This window comes from Natroniella sulfidigena (assembly GCF_023223645.1).
Lineage (GTDB): Bacteria > Bacillota > Halanaerobiia > Halobacteroidales > Halobacteroidaceae > Natroniella > Natroniella sulfidigena.
In genome coordinates this window covers 1-23,996 of the sequence record NZ_JALKBY010000024.1, presented here as the reverse complement: position 1 = coordinate 23,996, position 23,996 = coordinate 1, and the positions used below count along the sequence as shown (strand labels likewise).

At 33.3% G+C, this 23,996-nt stretch carries 22 protein-coding genes and 1 pseudogene; 21 read left to right on the top strand and 2 right to left on the bottom strand.

From position 1 onward, the window contains the following. The first annotated feature begins 208 nt into the window (after nt 1-208). The 8 genes and pseudogenes from MWH28_RS13075 (at nt 209) to MWH28_RS12380 (ending at nt 7,932) form a co-directional block, all read left to right on the top strand. Nucleotides 209-1,182 (top strand): annotated as a pseudogene (locus MWH28_RS13075) (polyprenyl synthetase family protein). Nucleotides 1,183-1,305: 123 nt separating this feature from the next. Then, entirely contained in the window at nt 1,306-1,557 is a 252-nt protein-coding gene (locus tag MWH28_RS12410) for a hypothetical protein (protein ID WP_248619708.1), read from the top strand. Between the two features lie 229 nt (nt 1,558-1,786). Beyond that, a complete protein-coding gene (locus tag MWH28_RS12405; RefSeq protein ID WP_248619707.1) occupies nt 1,787-2,473 on the top strand; it encodes a TVP38/TMEM64 family protein in 687 nt (228 codons plus the stop codon). A 130-nt stretch (nt 2,474-2,603) separates the two neighbouring features. After that, complete coding sequence (locus MWH28_RS12400) at nt 2,604-3,908, top strand: MATE family efflux transporter (RefSeq protein WP_345894780.1); 1,305 nt, start codon at nt 2,604-2,606, stop codon at nt 3,906-3,908. A 48-nt stretch (nt 3,909-3,956) separates the two neighbouring features. After that, nucleotides 3,957-5,960 (top strand): ATP-dependent helicase, encoded by a 2,004-nt coding sequence (locus MWH28_RS12395; RefSeq protein ID WP_248619705.1) that lies wholly within the window; start codon nt 3,957-3,959, stop codon nt 5,958-5,960. An 82-nt stretch (nt 5,961-6,042) separates the two neighbouring features. Next, nucleotides 6,043-6,471 (top strand): nucleoside-diphosphate kinase, encoded by a 429-nt coding sequence (gene ndk / locus MWH28_RS12390; protein ID WP_248619704.1) that lies wholly within the window; start codon nt 6,043-6,045, stop codon nt 6,469-6,471. A 196-nt stretch (nt 6,472-6,667) separates the two neighbouring features. Further along, on the top strand, nt 6,668-7,309 hold the full coding sequence (locus MWH28_RS12385; protein WP_248619703.1) for a helix-turn-helix domain-containing protein: 642 nt from the start codon (nt 6,668-6,670) through the stop codon (nt 7,307-7,309). Between the two features lie 446 nt (nt 7,310-7,755). Beyond that, complete coding sequence (locus MWH28_RS12380; RefSeq protein WP_248619702.1) at nt 7,756-7,932, top strand: hypothetical protein; 177 nt, start codon at nt 7,756-7,758, stop codon at nt 7,930-7,932. A 130-nt stretch (nt 7,933-8,062) separates the two neighbouring features. On the opposite strand, the gene rpmB is transcribed toward MWH28_RS12380, so the two are convergent. Continuing rightward, nucleotides 8,063-8,293 (bottom strand): 50S ribosomal protein L28, encoded by a 231-nt coding sequence (gene rpmB, locus MWH28_RS12375; protein WP_248619701.1) that lies wholly within the window; start codon nt 8,291-8,293, stop codon nt 8,063-8,065. Nucleotides 8,294-8,460: 167 nt separating this feature from the next. On the opposite strand from rpmB, the gene MWH28_RS12370 reads away from it, so the two are divergent. From MWH28_RS12370 to coaD, 7 genes are all read left to right on the top strand, one after another. Then, nucleotides 8,461-8,661: a DUF1858 domain-containing protein gene (locus MWH28_RS12370; RefSeq protein ID WP_248619700.1), complete on the top strand. Its 201-nt coding sequence runs from the start codon at nt 8,461-8,463 to the stop codon at nt 8,659-8,661. Nucleotides 8,662-8,685: 24 nt separating this feature from the next. Beyond that, nucleotides 8,686-9,054 (top strand): Asp23/Gls24 family envelope stress response protein, encoded by a 369-nt coding sequence (locus MWH28_RS12365; RefSeq protein WP_248619699.1) that lies wholly within the window; start codon nt 8,686-8,688, stop codon nt 9,052-9,054. After that, a complete protein-coding gene (locus tag MWH28_RS12360; RefSeq protein ID WP_248619698.1) occupies nt 9,044-10,690 on the top strand; it encodes a DAK2 domain-containing protein in 1,647 nt (548 codons plus the stop codon). The genes MWH28_RS12365 and MWH28_RS12360 overlap by 11 nt, the downstream gene beginning before the upstream one ends. Nucleotides 10,691-10,700: 10 nt before the next feature. Further along, nucleotides 10,701-11,546: a DegV family protein gene (locus MWH28_RS12355; RefSeq protein ID WP_248619697.1), complete on the top strand. Its 846-nt coding sequence runs from the start codon at nt 10,701-10,703 to the stop codon at nt 11,544-11,546. Nucleotides 11,547-11,632: 86 nt separating this feature from the next. After that, the gene (gene recG, locus MWH28_RS12350) at nt 11,633-14,143 is read left to right on the top strand and encodes an ATP-dependent DNA helicase RecG (protein ID WP_248619696.1); all 2,511 of its coding nucleotides are present in this window, start codon (nt 11,633-11,635) and stop codon (nt 14,141-14,143) included. A 104-nt stretch (nt 14,144-14,247) separates the two neighbouring features. After that, entirely contained in the window at nt 14,248-14,796 is a 549-nt protein-coding gene (gene rsmD, locus MWH28_RS12345) for a 16S rRNA (guanine(966)-N(2))-methyltransferase RsmD (RefSeq protein ID WP_248619695.1), read from the top strand. 2 nt (nt 14,797-14,798) lie between these two features. Beyond that, nucleotides 14,799-15,296 carry a pantetheine-phosphate adenylyltransferase gene (gene coaD / locus MWH28_RS12340; protein ID WP_248619694.1) on the top strand — a complete coding sequence of 166 codons (498 nt, stop codon included), beginning with the start codon at nt 14,799-14,801 and terminating at the stop codon, nt 15,294-15,296. A gap of 48 nt (nt 15,297-15,344) precedes the next feature. On the opposite strand, the gene ylbJ is transcribed toward coaD, so the two are convergent. After that, nucleotides 15,345-16,589, bottom strand: coding sequence for a sporulation integral membrane protein YlbJ (gene ylbJ / locus MWH28_RS12335; RefSeq protein WP_248619693.1), 1,245 nt, complete (start codon nt 16,587-16,589; stop codon nt 15,345-15,347). A 269-nt stretch (nt 16,590-16,858) separates the two neighbouring features. Between ylbJ and MWH28_RS12330 the strand changes: the two genes are divergently transcribed. From MWH28_RS12330 to MWH28_RS12305, 6 genes are all read left to right on the top strand, one after another. Next, nucleotides 16,859-17,257, top strand: coding sequence for a hypothetical protein (locus MWH28_RS12330; RefSeq protein WP_248619692.1), 399 nt, complete (start codon nt 16,859-16,861; stop codon nt 17,255-17,257). Between the two features lie 419 nt (nt 17,258-17,676). Next, nucleotides 17,677-19,002 (top strand): MBL fold metallo-hydrolase, encoded by a 1,326-nt coding sequence (locus tag MWH28_RS12325; protein WP_248619691.1) that lies wholly within the window; start codon nt 17,677-17,679, stop codon nt 19,000-19,002. A gap of 14 nt (nt 19,003-19,016) precedes the next feature. After that, nucleotides 19,017-19,682, top strand: coding sequence for a hypothetical protein (locus MWH28_RS12320; protein ID WP_248619690.1), 666 nt, complete (start codon nt 19,017-19,019; stop codon nt 19,680-19,682). A 64-nt stretch (nt 19,683-19,746) separates the two neighbouring features. Continuing rightward, nucleotides 19,747-20,679, top strand: coding sequence for an ADP-ribosylglycohydrolase family protein (locus MWH28_RS12315; protein ID WP_248619689.1), 933 nt, complete (start codon nt 19,747-19,749; stop codon nt 20,677-20,679). A 426-nt stretch (nt 20,680-21,105) separates the two neighbouring features. Next, a complete protein-coding gene (locus MWH28_RS12310) occupies nt 21,106-21,690 on the top strand; it encodes a hypothetical protein (RefSeq protein ID WP_248619688.1) in 585 nt (194 codons plus the stop codon). A 13-nt stretch (nt 21,691-21,703) separates the two neighbouring features. Next, entirely contained in the window at nt 21,704-23,926 is a 2,223-nt protein-coding gene (locus MWH28_RS12305) for a P-loop domain-containing protein (protein WP_248619687.1), read from the top strand. Nucleotides 23,927-23,996: the final 70 nt, after the last annotated feature.

Genomic DNA, 23,996 nt, shown 5'->3' with positions numbered 1-23,996 from the left:
CATGGCGCAGTTTGGTAGCGCACCTGGTTTGGGACCAGGGGGTCGCAGGTTCAAATCCTGCTGCTCCGACCATTTTAGTTTTAGAGCACTGTACATTAAATGTACAGTTTTTTTGTTTTTAATAGTATAAAAACCCTAGCAAGAAATATAATAATATCAAGATGGATTTTATATTTAGTTTAGTTATTATAGGGGGCTGAGAAAACTTATGTTTGTGAAGCTAAAAGAAGAATTCAGTGATGAGTTGGGGTTAGTTAAATCGAGACTAAATTCGAAAGAATCAATTATAGAGAATAAATTATTACTGGAAATACTGAAACATTTAAAGTTAACTGAGCAAAATTTTTTTAGAGCACTATTAGTGTTATTAACGGGCCAACTTGGGCCAAAGAAGTATACCAGTGATCTAATTAAAATAGCTACAGGTATTGAATACTTACATTTAGCTACTTTACTTCATGATGATGTTAGAGTTAATACTGAGCTAGAAAGGCAAGAAGAGAGTATAAGCTCTATCTGGAATGATAATACTTCATTGGTAGCAGGTGATTTTTTTTTGCCAGCTGTCTACATGAGATAACAGAACAAGATGATAGAATTTTATCTGAAATTACTAATACTATCTTTAAAGTAGTACAAGGAAAGTTGCAAGAAGAGGAAGAAAAAGAATATTTTGATTTAACAGAAAATGACTACTTAAAGAAGGTCAAGTTGAAAACGGTGCCATTAATTGCTTGTAGTTGTAAAATTGGAGGAATTTCAAGTGGAGTTACAGAGCAGGGGGTAGATCGTTTAGAGAACTATGGTAATTATCTAGGGATTATTTATCAGATAAATAATGATATTTTAATGTGTATTACTGATAAAAAGAGGAGAGAAAAATCACTTGAAAAAAATTTAGAACATCAAGCTTTAACTTTGCCTTTGATACATAGCTTAAATCAAAAAATAGATATGGAAGTAAGTGATATGGCATTAGGGCCAAGGATGGTTACTGATATAGTACAAGATCTTAACTATTGTAAGTTGAGTAATTCTTCTTTAGAATATGCATATGAAAAAATGGAATATTATGCTGCATTAGCTAAAGAAGAACTTAGTTATTTTTCTAAATCAGAAACTAAAGATAAGCTTATTTTTATGGTTGATTATTTTTTGAATAATAAAGAGTTTGATTTCTAAATAGATGAAATTTAATCTTAACGAAAGCCTCGCTTTCCTGGAATAAAATTACTCCTATTCAAATATTTTTGGAAGATATTATTGTTAATTATTGAATATATATTTGATAAGGAGGTGTCTAATGTGAATTATTATATTTATGCTACTGATCATGCTATTGAAAGGTATCAAGAGCGGCAAAAAGCGATCAGTCGTCATAAAGCGATTCACAATATAGTTGAAGGAGTGAAAAGAAGTCGGTTGATTGGTTTTGCTAAAGGGGAGCGAGAAATTAGAGAGCACCGCGGGGTTATATTCGTGTGTCAGTTAGAAGGGGATAAGATGAATGTAATTACAGTTTTAAATAGCAAAGCAGAATTAAGATTTATTGGATAAGTTATTCTAATTGAAATAGATTAAATTTATAAAATATAGACTTCCCAATTAAGTCAAGGTAATTATTTTCTAATTAAAAATGAATAACCAAGTAAAAAGCAGCCAACTGGCTGCTTTTTGTTGTGCTAATTAGTGATAGGATTTTAAAAATCCAAAAAAGTGTGATAAAATATTTAAGTTACCAGGTTGATTAAAACTAACCAATGTGAGGTTGTGGGGAGGTTAAAAGGTGATAAATAAAAGATGGTTGTTGGTCCTTTCTATAATATTAGTGGGATTTTTAGTAGGATATCAATTGGAATTACTTGATTATCAAGATGTAAATAAATTATTAGCTTTCAATCAATGGATAACAGGGTGGGGTTGGTTAGCACCTGCTTTTTTTACTGTTATTTATAGTTTGGCAATGATTATCTTTTTACCTAATCCGTTCTTTATGTTAGTAGCTGGTCTTGCTTTTGGGCCAATTTTTGGGGGGCTGTTTGTGTTAATTGGTTTTGGGTTAGGAGCAGGTTTATCATTTTTAATTGCTAGGTATTTTGCTAGAGATTTTTTTAAATCATGGTTAGAAAAGAAGGGGTTAGTTTCTAAAATGGAATTATGGTTTGAAGAATATGGCTATCGATTACTACTAATAACGCGATTGCTTCCTGTAATTCCAATAAATTTACAGAATTATGCTTATGGCTTGACGGAAATTAAATTTTCTGTTTATATGATATTATCTTTAGTGGGGATATTACCTAAAGTGATATTTTTAACGGTGATTAGTGGTTTGATCGTTGAAGAAGGGCTAATTGTAAAAGAGAATTATAGATTTATTATTGGGGGCGGTATCTTTATAATTCTTTTTTATTTGTTGCTGAGTAAGTTTTTTAAGATAGAAAAATACTTATTAGAAGAAGATGAGGAATAAAAGCGACTTTCATGGATTTATAAAATAGATTGAGATCAAGCAATATAAAATTGAAAAAAGGGTGATTATAATTAATGAAGTTTGCATAAACCAGAAAAAATTAACAACTAATCAATTTATAAAAAAGATTATGTTATTAGCAACCCCAGCAATGATTGAGATGTTTATGAATACTTTAGTTGGTTTAGCGGATACAATTATGGTAGGGCAAGGAATTGGAGCAGAGGGACTAGCTGCTGTTAATTTAGCCAATCAAATTGTATTTCCAATTGTATTTATATTTTCAGCTTTTAATGTAGGAACTACTGCTATTGTATCTCGTTGTATAGGTGCTGGTTGTAAAAATCGGGCCAACCGTGTTGCCAGTCAGTCTTATATGTTAAATATAATTATTGGATTTCTTTTAACTGGAGTTATGTACCTATTTTATGAGGAGATAATGTCTTTATTTCCGGCTGACCAGAAGGTATTGAATATAACATTTGATTACTTAGAGGTTATAATTTATAGTCAATTATTTATGCTACTTACTTTATCATTGAGTGGTTCATTTCGGGGTGCTGGAGATACTACTACTCCAATGGTGGTCAATGGTGCAATTAATGCAGTCAATATCTTAGGTAATTGGTTATTGATTTTTGGGATTGGATTTTTTCCTGAGTTAGGAATTAGAGGAGCTGCTATTTCAACTACGTTGTCACGGATTGTAGGAGCCATTATCTTTACCGCAATTGCTTTAAAAGGGGACAAGCAGATTAGGTTAGTTTTGCGTTGGTTTAAGATCAAATTGAGTCTAATTAAGAGGTTGTGGAAGATAAGTTGGTCAGCAGCATTAGAACAGTTGGCAATGCAGAGTTCTTTTATTGCTTTACATTATTTAACTGTTATGCTAGGAACAATAGATTATTCAGTCTATACTATTATAGTCAGGTTAGAGTCGATCTCTTTTATGCCTGTCTTTGGAATTTCTTTGGCTACGACCACTTTAGTTGGTCAATATTTAGGAGCTGAAGATGAAGATAATGCTGTTAGAAGCGGTAATTTATCTGTTTTATGTGGAGTAGCTTTGGCCTTGTTTTTAGGGGTAGTATTTATTATTGCTCCTCAGCAGTTGGTTAGGATCTTTATCAGTGAAGCAGAAGTAATTGAAACTGCTATTTTACCTTTAAGGTTAGCAGGGATTTTACAAGTGCCAATTGCTATATTAATTGTTTATTCAGGTGCTTTAAGAGGAGCAGGTGATACATGGATGGTGATGTTAATTACTGCATTTAGGATGTGGGGATTACTTGTTCCAATGACTTATTTTGTGGTAAATCATACTGATTGGGGGTTAGTAGGTCTTTATATTGGTCAAAATATTGTTTTTACAACGGTAGCAATAATTTTTTATTTGTATTTTAGGACTGAGAAGTGGGTTGGAATTAAAATTTAGATGTTACAGAATCGAATATTTATATTTGAATATAGGAGGAATTTTAATATGAACTTATCAACAAATTTAAATACTAAGCAACAAGAAGCAGTCACAACGACTGAAGGGCCAGTTCTAGTCTTAGCTGGTGCAGGAAGTGGCAAGACAAGGGCTTTAACTTATCGAGTTGCTTATTTGATTGAGCAGGGGGTTAATCCGGCTAATATATTGACTTTGACCTTTACTAATAAAGCAGCACAGGATATGAAAAGAAAGATTAAAGATTTATTAGGTGAAATGCCTGACCAGATGTGGATGGGTACTTTTCATAGTATTTGTGTTCGAATCTTGAGTCAGAATTTAAAGAAGTTAGGGTATGAATCAGGGTTTGTAATTTATGATCAAGATGAGAGTAAGAGCTTAATTGCTGACATTATTTTAAGCTTTAATCTAGATCAAGAGAAGTATGATCCTAAAATTGTTCTGAAATTAATAAATAAGGCTAAATTAAAGTTATGGGCTGAAGATGAATTATTAGCCAGATATCAAGAGGTAGGTAATGGAAGTGAAGAGTATTATCAAAATATTGTTGATATCTATCAAAAGTATAATGAAGTACTCCAAGATAATAATGCTTTTGACTTTAATGATCTATTAGCTAAGACGATTCAGTTATTTGAAGAGCATGAGGAAGTATTAGCTAAGTATCAGGACAAGTTTAAGTATTTATTAATCGATGAGTATCAAGATACCTCACCAATCCAGTATCGGTTGGCCCAGTTGTTAGCTAAAAAGCATAATAATATCTTTGTAGTTGGTGATGATTTTCAGAGTATCTATAAATTTCGTGGAGCTGATATGAATAATATTCTCAGTTTTGCAGATGATTTTGCTGAATGTAAGACGATTAAATTAGAGCAGAATTATCGTTCTAAAGCTAATATTATCAATGCATCTAATGCTTTGATTGCTCATAATAATCGCCAATTTAATAAAGAAGTCTGGACTGCTAATAATGAAGGAGAACCAGTTGTTATTTGTGAGTCAGCTAATGAGTATGCTGAAGCAGATTACATAACAGAAGAGATTGATAATTTAGTCAGATTTAGTGGGTATAAGTATAGTGATATTGCTATTTTGTATCGTTCTAATCATCAATCGAGGGTCTTAGAAGAAGCATTTATTAGAAAGAGAATCCCTTATTATATTGTAGGAGGTCTTGGGTTTTATGATCGTAAGGAGATAAAAGATATTATAAGTTATTTAAAGGTGGCAGTTAATCCTCAAGATACAATTGCTATGAAACGAATTGTTAATGTTCCTAAGCGAGGAATTGGGGCTAAGACGTTAGATAAATTAATTAAGCATGCTCAAGAGTATGTACCAGAGTTTAATTTGTTAAGTTTTAATCAAGATGATGAGAGTTTAGGTTTATTCGATATCATGGAAGATCCAACGGATGTATCAGGTATAGGTAATAAGACGGCAGCTAAGATAAGATCATTTCATAAGGACTTAAAAGAAGTAATTGCTATTAAGGAGTCTAGTCTATCTATTCCTGAGCAAGTTGATGAGATTTTAAAGACCAGTGGTTATCAAGCAATGTTGGAATTAGATGGTTCGGAGGCAGCTTTAAATAGATTGGATAATTTAAATGAATTTTTAGCCTTAGCAGAAAATTATCAGCGAAAAAATCCAGCTCGTAAGTTAGATGATTTTGTTAGAGATCTGAAATTATTATCTGATCAAGATGATTTAGATCAATCTAATCAAGTTAAGATGATGACTGTACATGCTTCTAAAGGTTTGGAGTTTTCTGCTGTCTTTATAGTGGGGATGGAAGAAGAGGTATTCCCTCATCGACGTAGTATAAAAAGCGGGTTGATTGAAGATATAGAGGAGGAAAGACGGTTAGCTTATGTGGCAATGACTCGAGCTGAGAATAGACTATTTATTAGTTATACTAAGCAGCGCCAGCAGTTTGGTGAGACTAAGACTATGATTCCTTCTCGTTTTTTGGATGAGATTCCAACTGAATTGATATTAGAAATTATTCATAATCATCAATTATAATTGCAATTTGTAATTAAATGAGTTATAATAATGTTAGTTTTGAATTTTCAAGCAATTAATAAAAAAGTTGGAGGGATTTAGAATGGAGCAATCACTAGTATTAATTAAGCCTGATGGAGTACTGAATCGAAAGATCGGTGATATTGTAGCTAGATTTGAAGCTAAAGGATTAGAGATCCAAGCTATGAAGATGATGTGGATGGATGAAGAGTTAGCTACAACTCATTATCAAGAGCATGAAGGGAAAGGGTTTTTTGATGATTTAATCTCATACATAACTGAAGCTCCAATAGTAGCAATGGTAATTGCAGGAGAAGATGCAATTCAGATTATTAGGAATTTGAATGGAGCAACTGATCCTCTTGAAGCTAGACCAGGTACTATTAGAGGAGATTTTGCTTTGAATTTAGATTCTGGTAACATTGTACATGCTTCAGATAGTACTGAAAGTGCTAAAAGAGAGATAGATTTATACTTTGATGCAGATGAAATTTATTCATATAGAGACTAATAGAAACTGAGCTTATTTTTAAGCTCAGTTTTTTCTTTTTATTATTTTTTTACTAATCACCCTAGTCACTAATTACTAGTTACTGTCATGAAGTTAGATGACTATAGCAAGTTAGCAGAAAAAACAGGAAATCAATTGACAATAAAAGGAAGTAATTGATATAATAGGATAAAAGCAATCTATAGGAGGTAACAAGATGAATGAAGCTGATTTAGTTGTAGAAGAAGTATATTCTCAAGAAAGTATTTATCAGAAATTAAAGGTTAATACTAGTAGGGGAGTTAAGTATACTGGAACAGCAAAAAATCCAGGTTATATCGTTTTATTTTCAGATTTAAGTAAGTGGCAAGAGAGTAATCCTTATCATGATCGCCTAGAAGAAGATTTTTTTTATTATACAGCTGAGGGGTTAGAGGGAAAGCAGGAATTAACTGGTGGTAATTTGGCTTTAAGCAATTACTTAATTAAGCCATGTCCGATATATCTTTTTATTAAATTGGATACTGATGAGTATAAGTACTTAGGTAAGGCAGAACTGCTTAGTATTAACAAAGAATTGCAGTATGATAGTAAGAAGAGGCTAAGAGATGTTTTTGTCTATCAATTGAAATTGCCTGAGTATAATTTATATAAGAATTTGGAAAATAAAGAGATAATGAATAAGGAAATTTTAAACTTTAAAGAAGCAAGTGAACTACTAGGGGTCAGTACTAGAACTTTAACTGAAATACTTAAAAAATATCAAGTGCCGGGTAGAAAATTAGGTAGGCAGTGGCATTTTAGTCGGAAACATTTGATTGACTGGATTGGAAAAGGAATTTCTAAGTCTGAATATTAGGTTCATTAACTCCAATTTACACAATAAAAGTAATTATTTTATTTAATGAATAATATAATGTAATAAATGTAATTTATTCAAGGGAGGTGAACTGGCCTTTTTTATAGATAAACGACTTTAAAGTGGAGCTTTATTACAATTATGTGTAACTTTTGATATGGCGGTTAGAAATTATATTTGTAGGGGCAGACCCATGTGTCTGCCCCAAGGATAAAATCAAATTCAGGGCGAACACATGGGTTCGCCCCTACAAAGAGCCCTGGTTTTGTCGTAAGGGCAGGTCTCCGTGCCTGCCTGTGTTATAAAATTAAACCATGGGCGATCACAGAGAGTCGCCCCTACAACAACACATTATTTCACGAATCAAAAGTGACGCATTATATCAATTAATCTTCATTTTAGTCTTGTTTATCTATAATATAAAAGGCCTGGGGTTAATGAAATCTATGATTGAAGTTGGTGATCTAGTGCGGATTGAAGATCAGTTGGAGGATTTAACTTATGAAGTGACTTATGTTATTGAGCAAAGGGCAACTTTAAAAGCAAGAGAGTTACCGTTGACAACAATAGTTCCGTTATCTTGTTTGACTAAAGCAGAGAAAGTAAATGATTTGTGGTCATAGTTTGAGGTTAAGTCTGAGTCTAAGTAAGTCATTTAAAAGAGTAAAATTAAAAAAGCATCTTCAATTTTTAAAAAGTATAGCTTACTTAATAAAAAAAAGAAGGGCCAATTAATTGGCCCTTCTTTTTTTATTAATATGCTCGCTCTACCTTTCCTGCTTTTAAACAAGAAGTACAGACCTTAATTCTTTTTGGAGAACCATCAACGATGGCTTTAACCTTTTGTAAGTTAGGTCTTTGAGTTCTTCCAGAGCGGCCTGTTACATTACGACCAACTCCACCTTCTTTTTTAGCTTTACCCCTACGAGTAACTGCATTACTTTTATTAGAACCTTTACCACATACTTCACAGAATCTTGCCATTATTTGCACCTCCTTAATCTATATCAATTTATAATAAACACCAATATAACCACTTAAATATTTTAACATAAATACCAGGTAACAAGCAAGTATAATCTGGTATTTTATTAAAACAAGAAGGTTTTTATTAAGATCTATTGAATAATAATTAAAGTAGGAGGGAGAAAATGAAGATTACTAAGCAAACTTCTATTTTAGAACTAATACAGCATTATCCTGAAGCAAATCAAATTTTAGCGTTCTATAATTTAGAGTGTGCTAGATGTGTAGGGGCTAATTCAGATAGTTTAGAAGTAGCAGCAGAAGTTAATCAAGTTGATTTAGAGAGATTATTAGCTGATTTAAAGAAACTAGAAAATAATAATTAAATATACCAAGAAAGGAGGACAGCAATGCCTGATAATCAAAGATTATCGAATGAATTAGGGACAATTAATATTTCTGAAGAAGTTATTTCAATTATAGCTGCCTTGGCTACAATGGAGTGTTATGGATTGGTTGGAATGGCAAAACAAGGAATCCAGGCTGGGTTGAGTCAATTGTTAGGTAGTAAAAGCCTTAGTCAAGGTGTGAATATAGAGGTTATTGATCAAGGGGTCAAAGTTGATTTATTTATTATTGTTGAGTATGGAGTTAAGATATCAGAAGTAGCCAATAATATAATTGAGCGAGTTAAATACAGTCTAGAAAAGAGAGCAGGAGTTAATGTATTAGAAGTTAATATTAATGTACAAGGAGTGAGGGTTGAGAATGTTACCTAAGTATTTGGAAAAGAATATTGAACAAATAGATGCAGCAGATTTCAAACAAATGTTGATAATAGCTGGTGATTATTTAGAAGAGGCCAAAGAAGATATTAATAATTTAAATGTATTTCCAGTTCCTGATGGTGATACTGGAACAAATATGTCTTTAACATTATCTGATGCAATAGCAGAACTACAAAAATCTGACAGTGATTTAGTAGGTGAATTAGCAGAGAAGTTGGCCAAAGGAGCTTTAATGGGAGCTAGAGGAAATTCAGGAGTAATATTATCTCAACTATTAAAAGGTTTTGCTGATGGGATTGGTGATGCTGAGGTATTAACTAGCCAAATTTTAGCTGAAGCTTTTGAGCAAGCAGCTGATAAAGCCTATCAAGCTGTAATGAAGCCGGTTGAGGGGACAATTTTGACAGTAGCCAAAGATGTAGGTAATAAAGCACAGCAGTTAACTGAAGAAACCAATCTAGTTAAGTTTTTTAAAGGGTTAATTAAAGAAGCTGAAGAAAGTGTTAAGCGAACTCCACAGCTGCTAGATGTTTTAGAAGAAGCTGGAGTGGTAGATGCTGGAGGAAAAGGTTATCAAACTTTTTTAACGGGATTATTATATGGAATGGTCACTGAAGAGAAGGTTGATTATCAGCAAGAAGGTGGAAAAGAACAAGAGGTTGAAATTACCGAAAAGGAGCTAGAGTTTGGTTATTGTACGGAGTTTATTATTAGAGATGCTACAGTATCAATTAATGATTTTAGGGAATTGATAGCAGATTATGGTGATTCATTATTGGTTGTAGAAGCAGACGGTATCTTAAAGGTACATATTCATACTGAACATCCGGGCAAAGTTTTAGAGGCAGGGTTAAAGTATGGCGAATTGACTAAAATAAAGATAGATAATATGGCTGAGCAGCACCAAGAGCTACAAGAAGTTGAGAAGGATAGGGTTAAAGAGGTTGATGAAGTTGCTGAGCAAAAAGAAGATGGTTTAGCTGTCTTAGCTGTAGCTGCTGGTGAGGGATTTAAAGAAATTTTTTCTAATCTTGGGGTAGGGTATGTATTACAAGGTGGTCAAACGATGAATCCTAGTACTCAAGATCTAGTGGAGGGGATTGAAAAATTAACAGCTGAGCAGGTTATTATTCTACCTAATAATAAGAATATTATTTCGGCTGCTAAGCAGGTTAAGGAGTTAACAACTAAAGAGGTTGAAGTAGTACCTACAACTACTATCCCTGAAGGAATTGGTGCGATGATTACTTTTGATCCAGATGGGCAATTAGAAGAAGTAAGTGCTGAGATGAGTGATGAACTAGAATTTATCAAAACTGGCCAAATAACTTATGCTACTCGCGATACAAAGCTCAATCAGTTTGAGATCAATGATGGTGATATTTTAGGTTTGGTTGAAGGGGAGATAGAATTAGTTACTTCAGATTATAATCAAGCAGTAGTTGAGTTGGTAGCAGAGATGATTGAAGATACTGATTCGTTGATTACTGTCTATGCGGGTCAGGATGTAGCTAAGAAGGAACAAGAGGAATTAGTGGCAGATTTAAAAGAAGAATATAGTGAATTTGATATTGAATTATATGAAGGTGGGCAACCGATTTATTACTATCTTTTTTCTATAGAATAGGGGGATAATGATGAAGATAGCAGTGGTCACTGATAGTACAGCAGATTTGACTGCTGAGTTATTAAAAGAGTATAATATTACAATGGTACCGCTAGAGGTCAACTTAGCAGGAAAGTCTTATTTAGATAAGATCGATATCAGTCCTGATCAGTTTTTGGATTTGATTGAAAAGAGTGATGATTTACCTACGACTTCTCAACCGGCTGTTGGAAAGTTTGTTGAGGTCTATGAAGAATTGGCTAAAGATTATGATCAGATTATTTCTATTCATATTTCAGAAAAGTTGAGTGGAACGATTGAATCAGCTCGCTTAGCTGCTGATATGATAGAGGGGATTGAAATTAAGATAGTCGATTCTAAGAAGGCAACTCTTTCATTAGGGGTTATGGTTATGGAAGTAGCTAAGGCGATAAAAGGCGGAAGTAATTTAGAAGAGATAATGGCTGATTTAATTCCAACATTAAAAGAAGATATAGAGATCTATTTTGCAGTTGATGATTTGAGTTATTTAGAAAAGGGAGGAAGGATTGGCAAGGCTAGTGCTTTTTTAGGGAATTTATTTAATATCAGTCCAATCTTGACCTTAGAAGATGGAGTGGTTACTCCTTATGGCAAGGTCAGAGGGCAGCGTAGGCTGTATAATGAATTTAATAAGTTGGTTACAGAGAAGTTAGAAGGCCAACAAGGAAGTAAGCTAATCGTTCTTCATGGTAAATATAGGGATAAAGCAGATCAATTAAAAGAGAATCTGATTGAGCAATTTGAATGGGCAGAAGAAGTTGAGATGATGCAATTTGGGCCAGTGATAGCTGCTCATGTTGGCCCGACACCTTTTGGGATAGTTTTTTTAAAATAATGCTGAAATAATTTGATAATTGTTAGAGATAATTGGTATAATATGTAGGGAAAGACTAGTAAGCTGATGGTCGTGGGGTGGGTTTGATGAATAATAAAGTAGATGATATATTTGAAAAACTGATCAAACCAATACCGATTGAGGTAAAATTGAGGGGCTTAAATACCTCAGTTTTTGGTGGTTTTGATTCTTATATTTTAGAGTGGACTAATAAATTAATGATTAAAACAGACAGTAATGAGATAAAAGAGATTGCTCAATCTTTAAAATTTTTATTTAATGATTATAAAAAGGTAACAATTGATGATCGTCAACAGAAACTAAGAGATTCTATTAAACTTGTTAATCAGTTATCTGAACGGATAAAAGGAGTTAAAGCATTTAAATTAAAGCAGAATAAATTGGTTAAGATTAGAGCTGAAGATTCCAATCTAACTTATAATAATCCAATTGATCAACAGCAAAGAAACCAACAGCAGGATTTAACAGTAAGTGATAATACTGAAGTCAAGAAGGTAGAAACTGATTCATCTGACTTGTGGCACCAGACTATTCAATATATTAAGGGAGTTGGAGAGTACTGGGCTAAAAGATTAAAGAAATTAGGGATTGAGAGTATTAAAGACTTATTATATTATTTTCCCCGTGACTATAATGATTGGAGTAATTGCCAGCAGATCAGTCGATTAAGTAGTGGGATGAAGGTTACTGTTCAAGGAAGGGTTGTTGATATTAACCAGATCCAACCTAGGAAAGGGTTAACAATTATTAAGATTGGGATTAGTGATGGAACTGGTGTTTTGTATGGGGTCTGGTTTAATCAAAAATATATCAAAAAAGGCTTTACTAAGGGAGATTATTATTTGTTTAGTGGAGAGGTAAAGTATAGTTATGGACAGTTTGAAATCAATAATCCTCACTATGAAGAGTTAGACTCAACAGAACCATTACATACGGGTAAGATTGTTCCAGTTTACCCTGCTACTAAAGGGGTAAGTCAGAAAAGATTAAGAACAGTCATTAATAATTGCTTAGATAAGTACCTAACTGATGTCCCTGAATTTTTGCCTGAGGAGATTTTAAATAAATATGATTTATTAGCAATTAAGGAAGCCTTGCAGTTAATCCATTTTCCTGACTCTAAGGAGAAGTTAAAACAGGCACGGAAGAGACTTGCTTATGAAGAGTTATTTGTTTTACAGTTAGGTTTGGCTTTGCGAAAAAAGGAAGCTAAGACTGATAAATTAGGAATTCAGCATCTTGCCGATAATGAGTTGATTGAGAAGTTTTTTGATTTATTACCTTTTGAGTTAACTTCAGCTCAACAGAGGGCATGGACTGAGATTGAAGCTGATATGGAAGCAAAAGAGCAGATGAATCGTTTGCTACAAGGTGATGTGGGAGCAGGAAAGACTGTGATAGCTACCTTGGCTTTGTTAAAGACTGTACAGTCTGGGTTTCAGGGTGGATTGATGGCTCCGACTGAGATTTTGGCTGAACAGCATTATTTGGGTTTGAAAGAAGAGCTGAATCCTTTAGGAATAAAACTTGGTCTGTTGGTGGGAAGCTTGACTAATAAAGAAAAGGAGAAGTTGTTGGCCCGGATTAAAGAAGGCGAGATTGATATTATAATTGGAACCCATGCTTTGATTCAAGAAGGAGTTAATTTTTCTCAATTAGGGTTGGCTATTATTGATGAGCAACATCGCTTTGGGGTTAAACAACGGGCTTTATTACAGGAGAAGGGTACTAATCCTGATATCTTAGTTATGACAGCAACACCTATTCCTCGGACCTTGGCTTTAACGGTTTATGGAGATTTGGATCTATCAGTAATTGATGAGCTACCTCCAGGTCGTAAGCCAGTTATAACTGAATGGCGGACTGCTAAGGCAAGGCAGCGAATTTATTCTTTTATTAGACAGGAGATTGAACAAGGACGTCAAGCTTATATTGTTTGTCCATTAGTAGAGGAGTCTGAAAAGTTGGATATAAGGTCTGCTACTGAGTTGGCTGAGTATCTAGAAGAAGAGGTCTTTCCAGATTTAGAGATTGGTTTGTTGCATGGACAGATAAAATCAAAGGCTAAAGAAGAAATAATGGAAGAGTTTAGATTGGGAGAAGTGGATATTTTGGTAGCTACAACTGTAATTGAGGTTGGGGTCAATGTGCCTAATGCTTCGATAATGGTGATTGAGGATGCGCAGCGTTTTGGGTTGGCCCAACTACATCAATTGAGGGGGAGAGTAGGTAGAGGACAGTATCAGTCTTATTGTATTTTAATTGCTAACCCTTCAACTGACGAGGGCCAAGAAAGAATGAAGATCATGACCAAATCAAATGATGGCTTTGTAATTGCGGAAGAAGATCTGCAGTTGCGCGGGCCGGGTGAATTTTTTGGAACTCGTCAACATGGAATGCCTGATTTAAAAGTAGCGGATATATTGCGAGATCATAAGTTGTTAGAGTTGGCTAGAGAAGATGCTTTTGCTTTAGTTGAGCAAGATCAAAACTTAGTTCAAAAGAAGCATCAATTGCTTAAACAGGTTTTGACTGAGGTCTTTGAGTATGACTTTGATTTGATAGATATCAGTTAGTGATTAGTAATTAGTGATTAGTAATTAGTGATTAGAAAAATCATGAAAAGTTGAAGAATAATCTAGTTTTAGATAATTGGTAAACTTATTTATGGAGTGATAAAATGAGAATTATTGCTGGACAAGATAAAGGTAGAAATTTAAAGTCATTAGATAGAAGAGATGTAAGACCAACTAGTGATAGGACGAGAGAGGCATTATTTAATATTTTGGGCCCAGAGATAATTGGGACAAGATTTTTAGATTTATATGCTGGCTTTGGAGGAGTTGGAATTGAGGCAATGAGCCGAGGGGCAGACGAAGTTGTCTATATTGAGCAAGATAGACAAAATATAGAGATTATTAAGGAAAACTTAGCAATGGTTGACTATCAAGACCGAAGCCAAGTAATTAAAGGAGATGTAACAAAAGCTATAGGTCGTTTAAGACCAAATTTTGATTTGATTTTTATGGATCCACCTTACAAAAAAGAAGATTTATATTACAAAACAGTGGAAAAAATAAGAGATTATAAGTTGTTGCACCCTACGGGCTTTATAATTATTGAACATGACGCTGAAATTGATTTAGATTTATCATCAAAATATGATTTATTCAAGAGAAAAGAATATGGCACAGCGGCAATTACTTTTGCAAGGGAGGAGGACAATTAAATATGGCGGAGATAGCTGTTTATCCAGGGAGCTTTGATCCAGTAACTAATGGGCATTTAGATATTATTAAACGATCTAATAATATATTTGATAAAGTTATTGTAGCAGTGTTTAATAATCCTACTAAAAGGCCTCTTTTTGATATGGAAGAAAGGGTAGAGATGCTTGAACGGGCAGTTAAGGATTATGATTCGGTAGAAGTAGATTGCTTTGCTGGGTTATTGACTACTTACCTAAAAGAAAAAGAGGCAAAGGTGATTGTTAGAGGATTACGGGCTGTTTCTGATTTTGAATCTGAGTTTCAAATGGCTTCAATGAATAAAAAATTAGCCTCAGATATAGAAACAATATTTATGATGACCAGTACTGAATATGCTTATTTAAGTTCTAGCATAATTAAAGAAGTAGCCAGTTTTGAAGGGTGTGTTAGAGATTTAATTCCTGAATTTATAGTTGATAGGTTATTTGAAAGATTAAAAGAAAGAGATCAGCTTCTTTAATTAAAATTATTACGATAGATGAATTGACCTCCATAATGGAGGTCTTTTCTAATTAAAGTGGTGAAAAGAGATAATTGTTATCCTTTTGATGATATGAATGATTAAAGAGATTAAGATCAGACTACTAAGAAGTAAAATTAAGATAAAGGACATTTGAGAAAAGCGTTCCCAATATCCAATGGTCAAGGTTATTTCTCTATGAACAGTAGTAACATTTGTAACTACTGTTTCAAAGTTTATATTTAATGTTTTTAGGAGAAGGAAAGTAATTAGGCTAGCGAAGATGCCATGTAAAACTCTAGAAAAGAAATAAGGTTTTAATCGAATATCAGTTCCTTCAACCATAGCTGCTACTTGGGCATGAACTGACAATCCACTCCAAGCAATAATTCCACTAGTGATTATTATTTGTTGTTCTAAAGGAGCAATAGCTTGACTAGCAAGATGTGAACCGTTTGTAATTTCAAACAAACCGCTGATAATTGGTAGAATTAGAGATTCTTCAAAACCGAATGGTCTAAGAAATAGACTAATTAGACTGGTAATTATACTAGTAATGCCAATGGCAGTTAATATTTCAGTTAGAACAGAAAAAAGAATTATAAACCCACCAATTAATAACAAAGTATTGACAGATTCTTTAATTGACTCACCTAGTAGTTGCCCAAAGGGGCGACCATCATTCTTTCGTGCTTTATATAATTCATTAAAAGCCTTTTTCAATATATTTGATTCAGTGGTTTGATTTTGAACTACATCTTGGTTGTTAGTCTTGGGATTATAAAACCTTAAAATAAAACCGACCATTAAACAAGATATATAATGGGCCAACGCTAAAATTATTCCTAATTTTGGTTGACCAAACATACCAATAGCTACTGCACCTACCATAAAGAGCGGATCGGCAGTGTTGGCAAAAGAGACTAATCGCTCTCCTTCCACCTGAGTACATAGCTTTTCTCGTCTCAACTTCCCTGTGATTTTGGCCCCGATTGGATAACCAGAAGCTAGGCCCATAGCTACTGCAAAAGCTCCAATCCCTGGAACTTTAAAAATTGGTCTCATCAATGGTTCTAATAAGGCACCCATAAAGTGAACTACACCTAATCCCATCAAGATCTCAGCAATGATGAAAAATGGTAATAGGGCAGGGAAGACGATCTCCCACCAAGTATGTAAGCCATTAACTGCTGCTTCGAATGCCTGTTCGGAGTAAATAACCAGTGAAATGGTGACAAAGATTGCAATTAAGGCTTTAAGATTTATGATTTTTTTATTGAGCTCTGTTTCCAAAAGATTCCCTCCCTTGTAATAAGTACTTACCTAATAATATTTTATCGTTGTCAATAATATTACTTAAATAGTTTGATTGAAGTTGGGTAAGGAATTTTGGATGAAATTAGTTCAATTTATTATTGTAATTTAGGATCTAATAATATTACTTAAATGGTTTGGGAAAGGTTAAGATAATTAATACTTTTATTTTTAAAAGATTGATAAAAGAGACGATTTGTAGTATTATAAGAATATAACATCTATAAATAAAGCGAGGGATACAGAAGATGGAGAAATTACAATTTGAAACTGAAGAGATTAAAGGAAACCTTGAAGCTGGTTTTGGAAGTGTTTATAAACCTTTTTCTAAATATCAAAAGGATAATCATGAATTATGGCAACGAGGCATTAAAATAGCTGAAAATAGGGAATTGATGAATAATATTATTTTCTGTAATGATACCTTGGAGATTCCTCCAGTTAAAGTTTTTATTTCATTACCTGAAAATCAAGATCTACTTGAAGAATTAGATGCTTATGATAAAAAATTTCTCGGTACATTCTTTGGGTATATCTTCAAACATATATTTGAGTATCAAAGTCAAAAACAACGAAGAATAAATAGTAAGATTGTACGTTCAGCTACTTATTATTATGATAATAAGTATTCGATAGAAGTTGTATAATTTTCGAATTGGAGAAGATTTAAAACTGAATAATGATTTTAAAGAAGCCAGCCAACTTGTTAGTTAATAGTTAAGAAGTTCCATTTAATTATTAGCTAAACGAGTTGGTTTTTTGTTATTCGTAATAGAATTAATAACAGACACACAAAACAACTTGAATAACACGACGAAACATGGCATAATAAATATATATTGAATTGACGGGCCAACAAACAAAGAAAGGAAGTGATCTGCTCTGAGAGAGAATATCTCTTATATCATTTATCTAGCTTTTCTCTTTTTGATAACTTATCTATGGTTTCAAATTTTTTGTAAGGAAATTGAAGATATAATAAAGTCTATTGGTGCTGTGTTGGAGCAAGGACAGATAGAAGAGAGAGAAAGGCAGAGAAGAAGATATCAAAAGGAGAGGTGAGTAAATGGAATTAATTATCCATCGTGATACTGAGAAGATTGGTGGTTCTACTGTAGAATTTAGAAGTAAGAGTGGTAGTAGAATGATTATCGATATTGGTATTCCCTTATTTGGTGAGGATGGTGGGCGATTTAACTTTAAAAAGTATAGTCATCTGTCAGGAACAGAGTTAGTTGAAAGGGGTATTTTGCCTAAGGTAGAGCAGTTATATAGTCGGGCCAACGAAGGTAACGAAATAGCTGGAGTTTTAATCTCTCATGCTCACCAAGATCATTATGGTTTCTTCAATTATGTTCACGATAGCATTTCTTTTTACTTAGGAGAGGCTACTAAAGAGTTGATCGATCTGACAACTACCTTTACTCCGCTAGAAGGAACGATAGAGAACTACAACTTCTTTAGTAGTGGTAATAAGTTCAGCTGTGGGGATTTTGAAGTAACTCCTTACCTAATGGATCATTCTGCCTTTGATGCCTATGCTTTTTTGATCAAAGCAGATGGAAAGAGAGTTATTTATAGTGGTGATTTTAGAGCACATGGCAGGAAGAAGAAGGTTCTTGATTACTTTTTAAATGATATTGGGCAGGGGGTTGATGCTATCTTATTAGAAGGGACGAATCTAGGTACAGAGCAAAAGGATATAAAATCAGAAGAAAGAATCGAAGCAGAGATTACTGAACTAGCAAAAGAAGAAAGACCATTGCTTCTATATTCATCTTCCCAGAATATCGATCGTCTAGTCTCTTTTTACAAGGCAGCCAAAAGAACAGGACGAATACTTTTGATCGATATCTATACCGCCCATCTCCTTGATCGGCTGAAGGATTTTGCTAGACTACCTCATCTATCAGTGGATTTTCCTGAACTAAAGGTTTTTTATCCTTATTACTTAACAAAAAGATCCTTTAAAGAAGGAAATCAGGAACTTATGTATAAATTTAGTAGTTATAAGCTTAGTAGGAAAGATATAGTAGAAAAAAGAAATAAAATCATGATGCTGGTCAGAAGTTCGATGTTGAGTGATTTGAGAGTGATTGATCAGCTTGAGGGAAGTAATAATTTAAAGAAAGCCAACTTTGTTTATTCGATGTGGGATGGTTACCTAGAAGAAGATTCGATGCTGGAGATGAGTGATTTCATAGCAGAAAGAGAGATTAAATTTCATATCATACATACTAGTGGGCATGCTTCAGGTGCGACTTTGCAGAGAGTAGTAGATAAGTTGCAGCCAAAAGAGGTAGTTCCAATTCATACGATGAATTTTGAAAGTTATCATCGGTTGGGTGCAGAAGTTACGAAGCTTGAAAATGGTGAAAGTTATAAAATTTAGAGGAGAAGAAAATTATGAATAATAAAGAAAAAGGTAAGTTGATTAAAGATTTAATGGTAGAATCCCTAGAGGATGCTTATAATGCTCAATTAAAAAAGTCAAGTTTAAAATCTGCAAAGTTTGTTGAGTGTTTTGGAAATAATTTATATAGAGAGTTTTGTGAAAATGAATTAGATTCTTCTGAGCCTAAACTCGCTGTTCAGAAAGTTAAAGATGATGGTTCAGGAAAGCAATCTGGAGAGTGGTTATTAGATATTGTGATAAAAAAAGAATTTGAAATAGCTGATCCGGATAAAAAACAATCAAAAGCAAATTTAGTAAAAGATGTTTTGTGGGCAATTGAATCTGAGTCTAGTACTTCCATAAAAGAGATGGCCAAAGATTTTGGGAAATTAGTAGTAATAAACGCCGAAAACTATGTTTATTTAAATGGAGTAGATCAAAAAACTATTGAAAATGTAAATGCTTATATAAAACGGAGAATAGAGACTGTAGAAGATATAATGGATAAAATTGGAGAAAGGTTTATTGGAAAGAATCTATATTATGGATTTTGGCCTAAACCTGGAAGCAGTAATTGGTCTGAAAATTATTGGGATAATCTTAGCATTAAAGACTTAAAAAGTAGAATTAAATTATTTGAGTTATCAGAAGAAGAAATGAAGCTAGAGGAAATTTAAAGAGATCACTTTTGAATTTCTATAATTTTGATGGATAGCTCAGTAATAAAAAGGGGGGCTTTTAATGAAAAAAGATGATTTATTAGCTGGAATCATGGGGCTTGTCATCGGTGATGCGGTAGGAGTTCCAGTAGAATTTAAGACAAGAGTAGAGCTTAAAGCAGATCCTGTCAAAGATATGCGGGGGTATGGAAAGTATAATCAACCAGTAGGTACTTGGTCAGATGATAGCTCCTTGACCTTCTGTTTGATGGAGAGCTTATGTACTGGTTATGATCTTGCTGACTTAGGGGCCAAATTTGTCAGTTGGTTCAATGATGGCTATCTAACTCCGCATAATGAAGCTTTCGATATAGGAATATGTACAGAAGAATCAATCAGGAGACTGGAAGAGGGAGTAGCTCCTGTTGAAGCAGGAGGAAGAGATGAATATGATAACGGTAATGGTTCATTGATGAGAATCTTACCGCTAGCCTATTATCTAAAAGATATTGCAGTAGAAGAGAGATTAAAGAAGATAGCTGAGGTTTCTTCTCTGACCCATGCCCACCCTCGCTCTATTCTAGGCTGTGGTATTTATGTAGAGTTTGCTATCAAGCTAGTAGAAGGAGCTGAGCTAGAGGAAGCATACCAGGAGACAAAAGAGATCATTAAAGAGTACTACCAGCAAGCTCCTTATCAAGAAGAGTTAGAACACTATCACCGGATCTTAGAAGCAGAGATTGGTCAATTAAAAGAAGATGAGATAAAATCAACAGGTTATGTAGTAGATACATTGGAAGCAGCGCTCTGGGTCTTGTTTAATAGCCACTCTTATCAGGAAGCTATCCTGAAGGCGGTCAATTTAGGAGAGGATACCGATACAGTTGCAGCAGTGACAGGTGGGTTAGCAGGGATTTATTATGGTTATCAAGCACTTCCTAAAGAGTGGATGGGAAAGATAGTTAAAAAGGATGAGATACTGAAATTGGTTGATGAATTTCAGCAAAGTTTATAATAAGCAGTCCATGTATGTCAACTTAATACATATTTTTCTAAATATTTTACTTTTTATTGATATATAGCTTCACAATTAACAATTGACGAAATGTACAATTTACAATGGATAGAAAAGATCTAAGAGATGATTTTTTCATCACGAAGGGTTCACAGAACCCGAAGGATAAGATCAAGTTCTTAAAAACTTAAGTTCTCTGAAAAACCCTGTGATAATAAGCAAGCTTGGTTTGATTTTGATTATAAGATTTAAATGTTTTAATTGTCAATTTTGTAAATTGTACATTGTAAATTGAAGTTAAGCTATTTTATAATAATACTTCACTTCAAACCCCTATAATGTTAAAAATTGTCTTGAGATAATGCGGATGATAAGCAACCTTAAACCTGTTCAGTTTTTAATTTTTAAAGGAAGGTGATATTGTTAATGAATATCTTTGTTTATTCTTCATTTCCAGATGGAGCAGAAGAGCAAATATTAAAGAATAATTGGAAGATATATGACTTTGTCAATAGGCAGTTAAAGAATAGAATTCCAGCTGAGCATTTTTATAAGCTTAATCTAAGAATAAAAGAGTATAAAGGTCAATTTGAAAGAGATGGCCTTGATTCTGACGATAAAGCAGCAGATAGTAAATATATGGGTAGGGTAGGAGCGGATAAGAATCCTTATAATTGCCAGATGATGATTAATTACTTTGATATTAAGAGGGTGTTTCACAATAAGAGTAATTTTCATATTGATTTTTTAACTCAAGATGGAGTGATCGAATCTTTCAAAGATGCTTATTATTTTATGTTCTTTCATGGGTTAGGTCATATTGTTGCCTTTTATAATAATTTTGATAGGTATTTAAAGTTTGTTGATGATCAACTAAACGATATATATGAAGATGGATCGGATCAAGCTAGAGCTTATTCATTAGCAGGGAAGTTATTTAGAGAGTGGAAGAGTTTATCTAAGCCGAAAGGATTATTTTTAGTAGAAAGTAACGAGTCTGTAAAAGGATAGAGGAGGTTTAGATGTGGAATGTAAAAATTGTGAAAAACAGTTGGAATCAGATTGGGGAATTTGTCCATGGTGCTCAACTAAAGTAGAAAGAAATTGGGCTGATGAGGTTTATAATAATGACTCACTGTGGTATCAAACTGCTTTTGATAGTTTCCCTGAGATTATAGCTTGTGAATATAAGAGGTTAAGCGATTTATTTAAAGAGGAGAAGACTTATGGAGCATTCTTTCAGATTAAGGATCTCTTTGAGATACTTCTTAAGTTGCCGACTTTAGCTTTGGTCAGCCAGATTCATTATAAGAAAGAGCATAGTAAAGAAGAGAAAGAGTTATTAAAAGAGTTGGTTAAAAAACCGTTATCCTTAGGTACATGGCAGACCATAGGTAACAAGATTAAAAAATTGGATGATCTAATTCCAGAAATAGTAGAGATAGAAAAGAGTATCTTGAATATTTATAATAATGAAAATATAGTCAAGTGGAGAAATGATGAGATCGGTCATGGAGCTTTGGGTTTTGATTGTGATGATAAATTTAAAGAGGACATAGAGAAGAAGTTAAAGTTAATTAAGGAGCACTTAGCAGAAACAGAAGGGATCTATGCAAAGTTAGAATTTGTAGCTGAAAAAGAGGTTACTGAAACAGAAGTTTATCTGGATTTGAATAGTAAGAATTATAAACTTACGCCCTATATTTTTTATGATGATGATAAATTTTACTTTTTTGATACTTATTTGAGTAAGAAAGAATCCAGTTCTATTTTAGATTATATGCAAGGGGCTAAGTTTAAAAAGGTAACCCCAGAGATTACAAATTTATATAAGAGATTATACAATACTTTAGGGGAATATAATGATAATTTTGATTTGTCGGTTGAAGAGGACATACTTTTAAAACAGGCTGAAAAGATCTTAACAGAGGCTAATCAAGTTAACGATTATGTAGGGGCTGATGGATTAAAAAACTGGCTTCAAGAGACGATTGCAAGTAATAACAATGGTCTTTTTTTGTTGCAGATGGAAGGAGGAACAGGAAAGACAACTTTTGCTCGTGCCTTGGATCAGCGAGAGTTGGATAAGTTTAAAGGCTTTGGTAAAAAAGGATTAATTAGTCGAAGAGCTTATTATATTAATGATAGTTATAATTATAAATTTAAGAAATTTAAATCTGATCTAATCGATGAACTAAGAGCTAGTAAGAAAGAAGAGAATGAAATAACTGGTGATTTTCCTGAGCTTAAGATAGATTTTCAAGATAAATCTAAAAACAGAAGTAATTTTGCTGAATTATTAGGTGGATTTGCTAAATTACATTCTAAATTCTTTGGAACTGAGGGATTATTATTTATCATTGATGGACTTGATGAGATTCCAATGGAAAAAGATGAAGAACAAAAGCTATCTATTTTTGATTTTATTCCTAGAGAAGAAGAGTTGCCAGAGAATGTTTATATTCTGTTGACCAGTAGAACTGATGAGGAGTTGGAGGATTATCATCGAGAGCGAATAAGTGAGTTGAATATAAGTAGTGGTGCTAAGCTAATTGTAAAAAAAGAAGATCAGAAAAATAGAAAGATTATTGAAGATTATGTCAAAGACCAATTAAAGATAAAAGAGAGTGATAAGATTGAAGAGGTGTTAGAAGCAGCTGATTATAAATTGTTATATTTAAGCCTATTTAAGATAATTCGTGATAGTGGAAATGCTAGTTTGGAGGAGTTGAAAAAGGCTGATAATAAGTTTATGATTTACTTTGATCTCTTAAAGAGTATGTATGGTGAGAAACTTTTTAAGAGGATTAAGCGAGTTTTGTCAATTATAGCTACCAGTTTTGAACCTCTGACTGCCAAAGAGATTAGTTATCTATTAGGTGAAGAGAAGTTGACCTTCAGGTTTTTGGCGATGTTATCTGATTTAAGACCGTTGCTCAAGGTGGAAAGAAGTAGTCGAGGAAATTTAATTTCTCTGAATCATCAATTCTTTAAGGTACGAATTTGTAATGAATATGAGGATGATATTGCAGAGATGGTTAGGAATTGGTGGAAGCAATTTTTACAATTTGATGTTCAAAATGTAGATTTGAATGATTCAGGTGAAATTTACTTGATAACTTATATGGGTTTCTATCTAGAAGAATATTTAGAATTTATAAAATACGAGGATGAGTTTCGAGTTAGATATCTGAATTTATTAATTAGTTTGGTTTATCATTCCAAAGAATTTATTCCAATTCACTAGCGTTGCATCGTTTTTTATAAAAAGTTCTTGAAAAAATAAAACTCCTTTGATTAAATGGATACGTACCCGC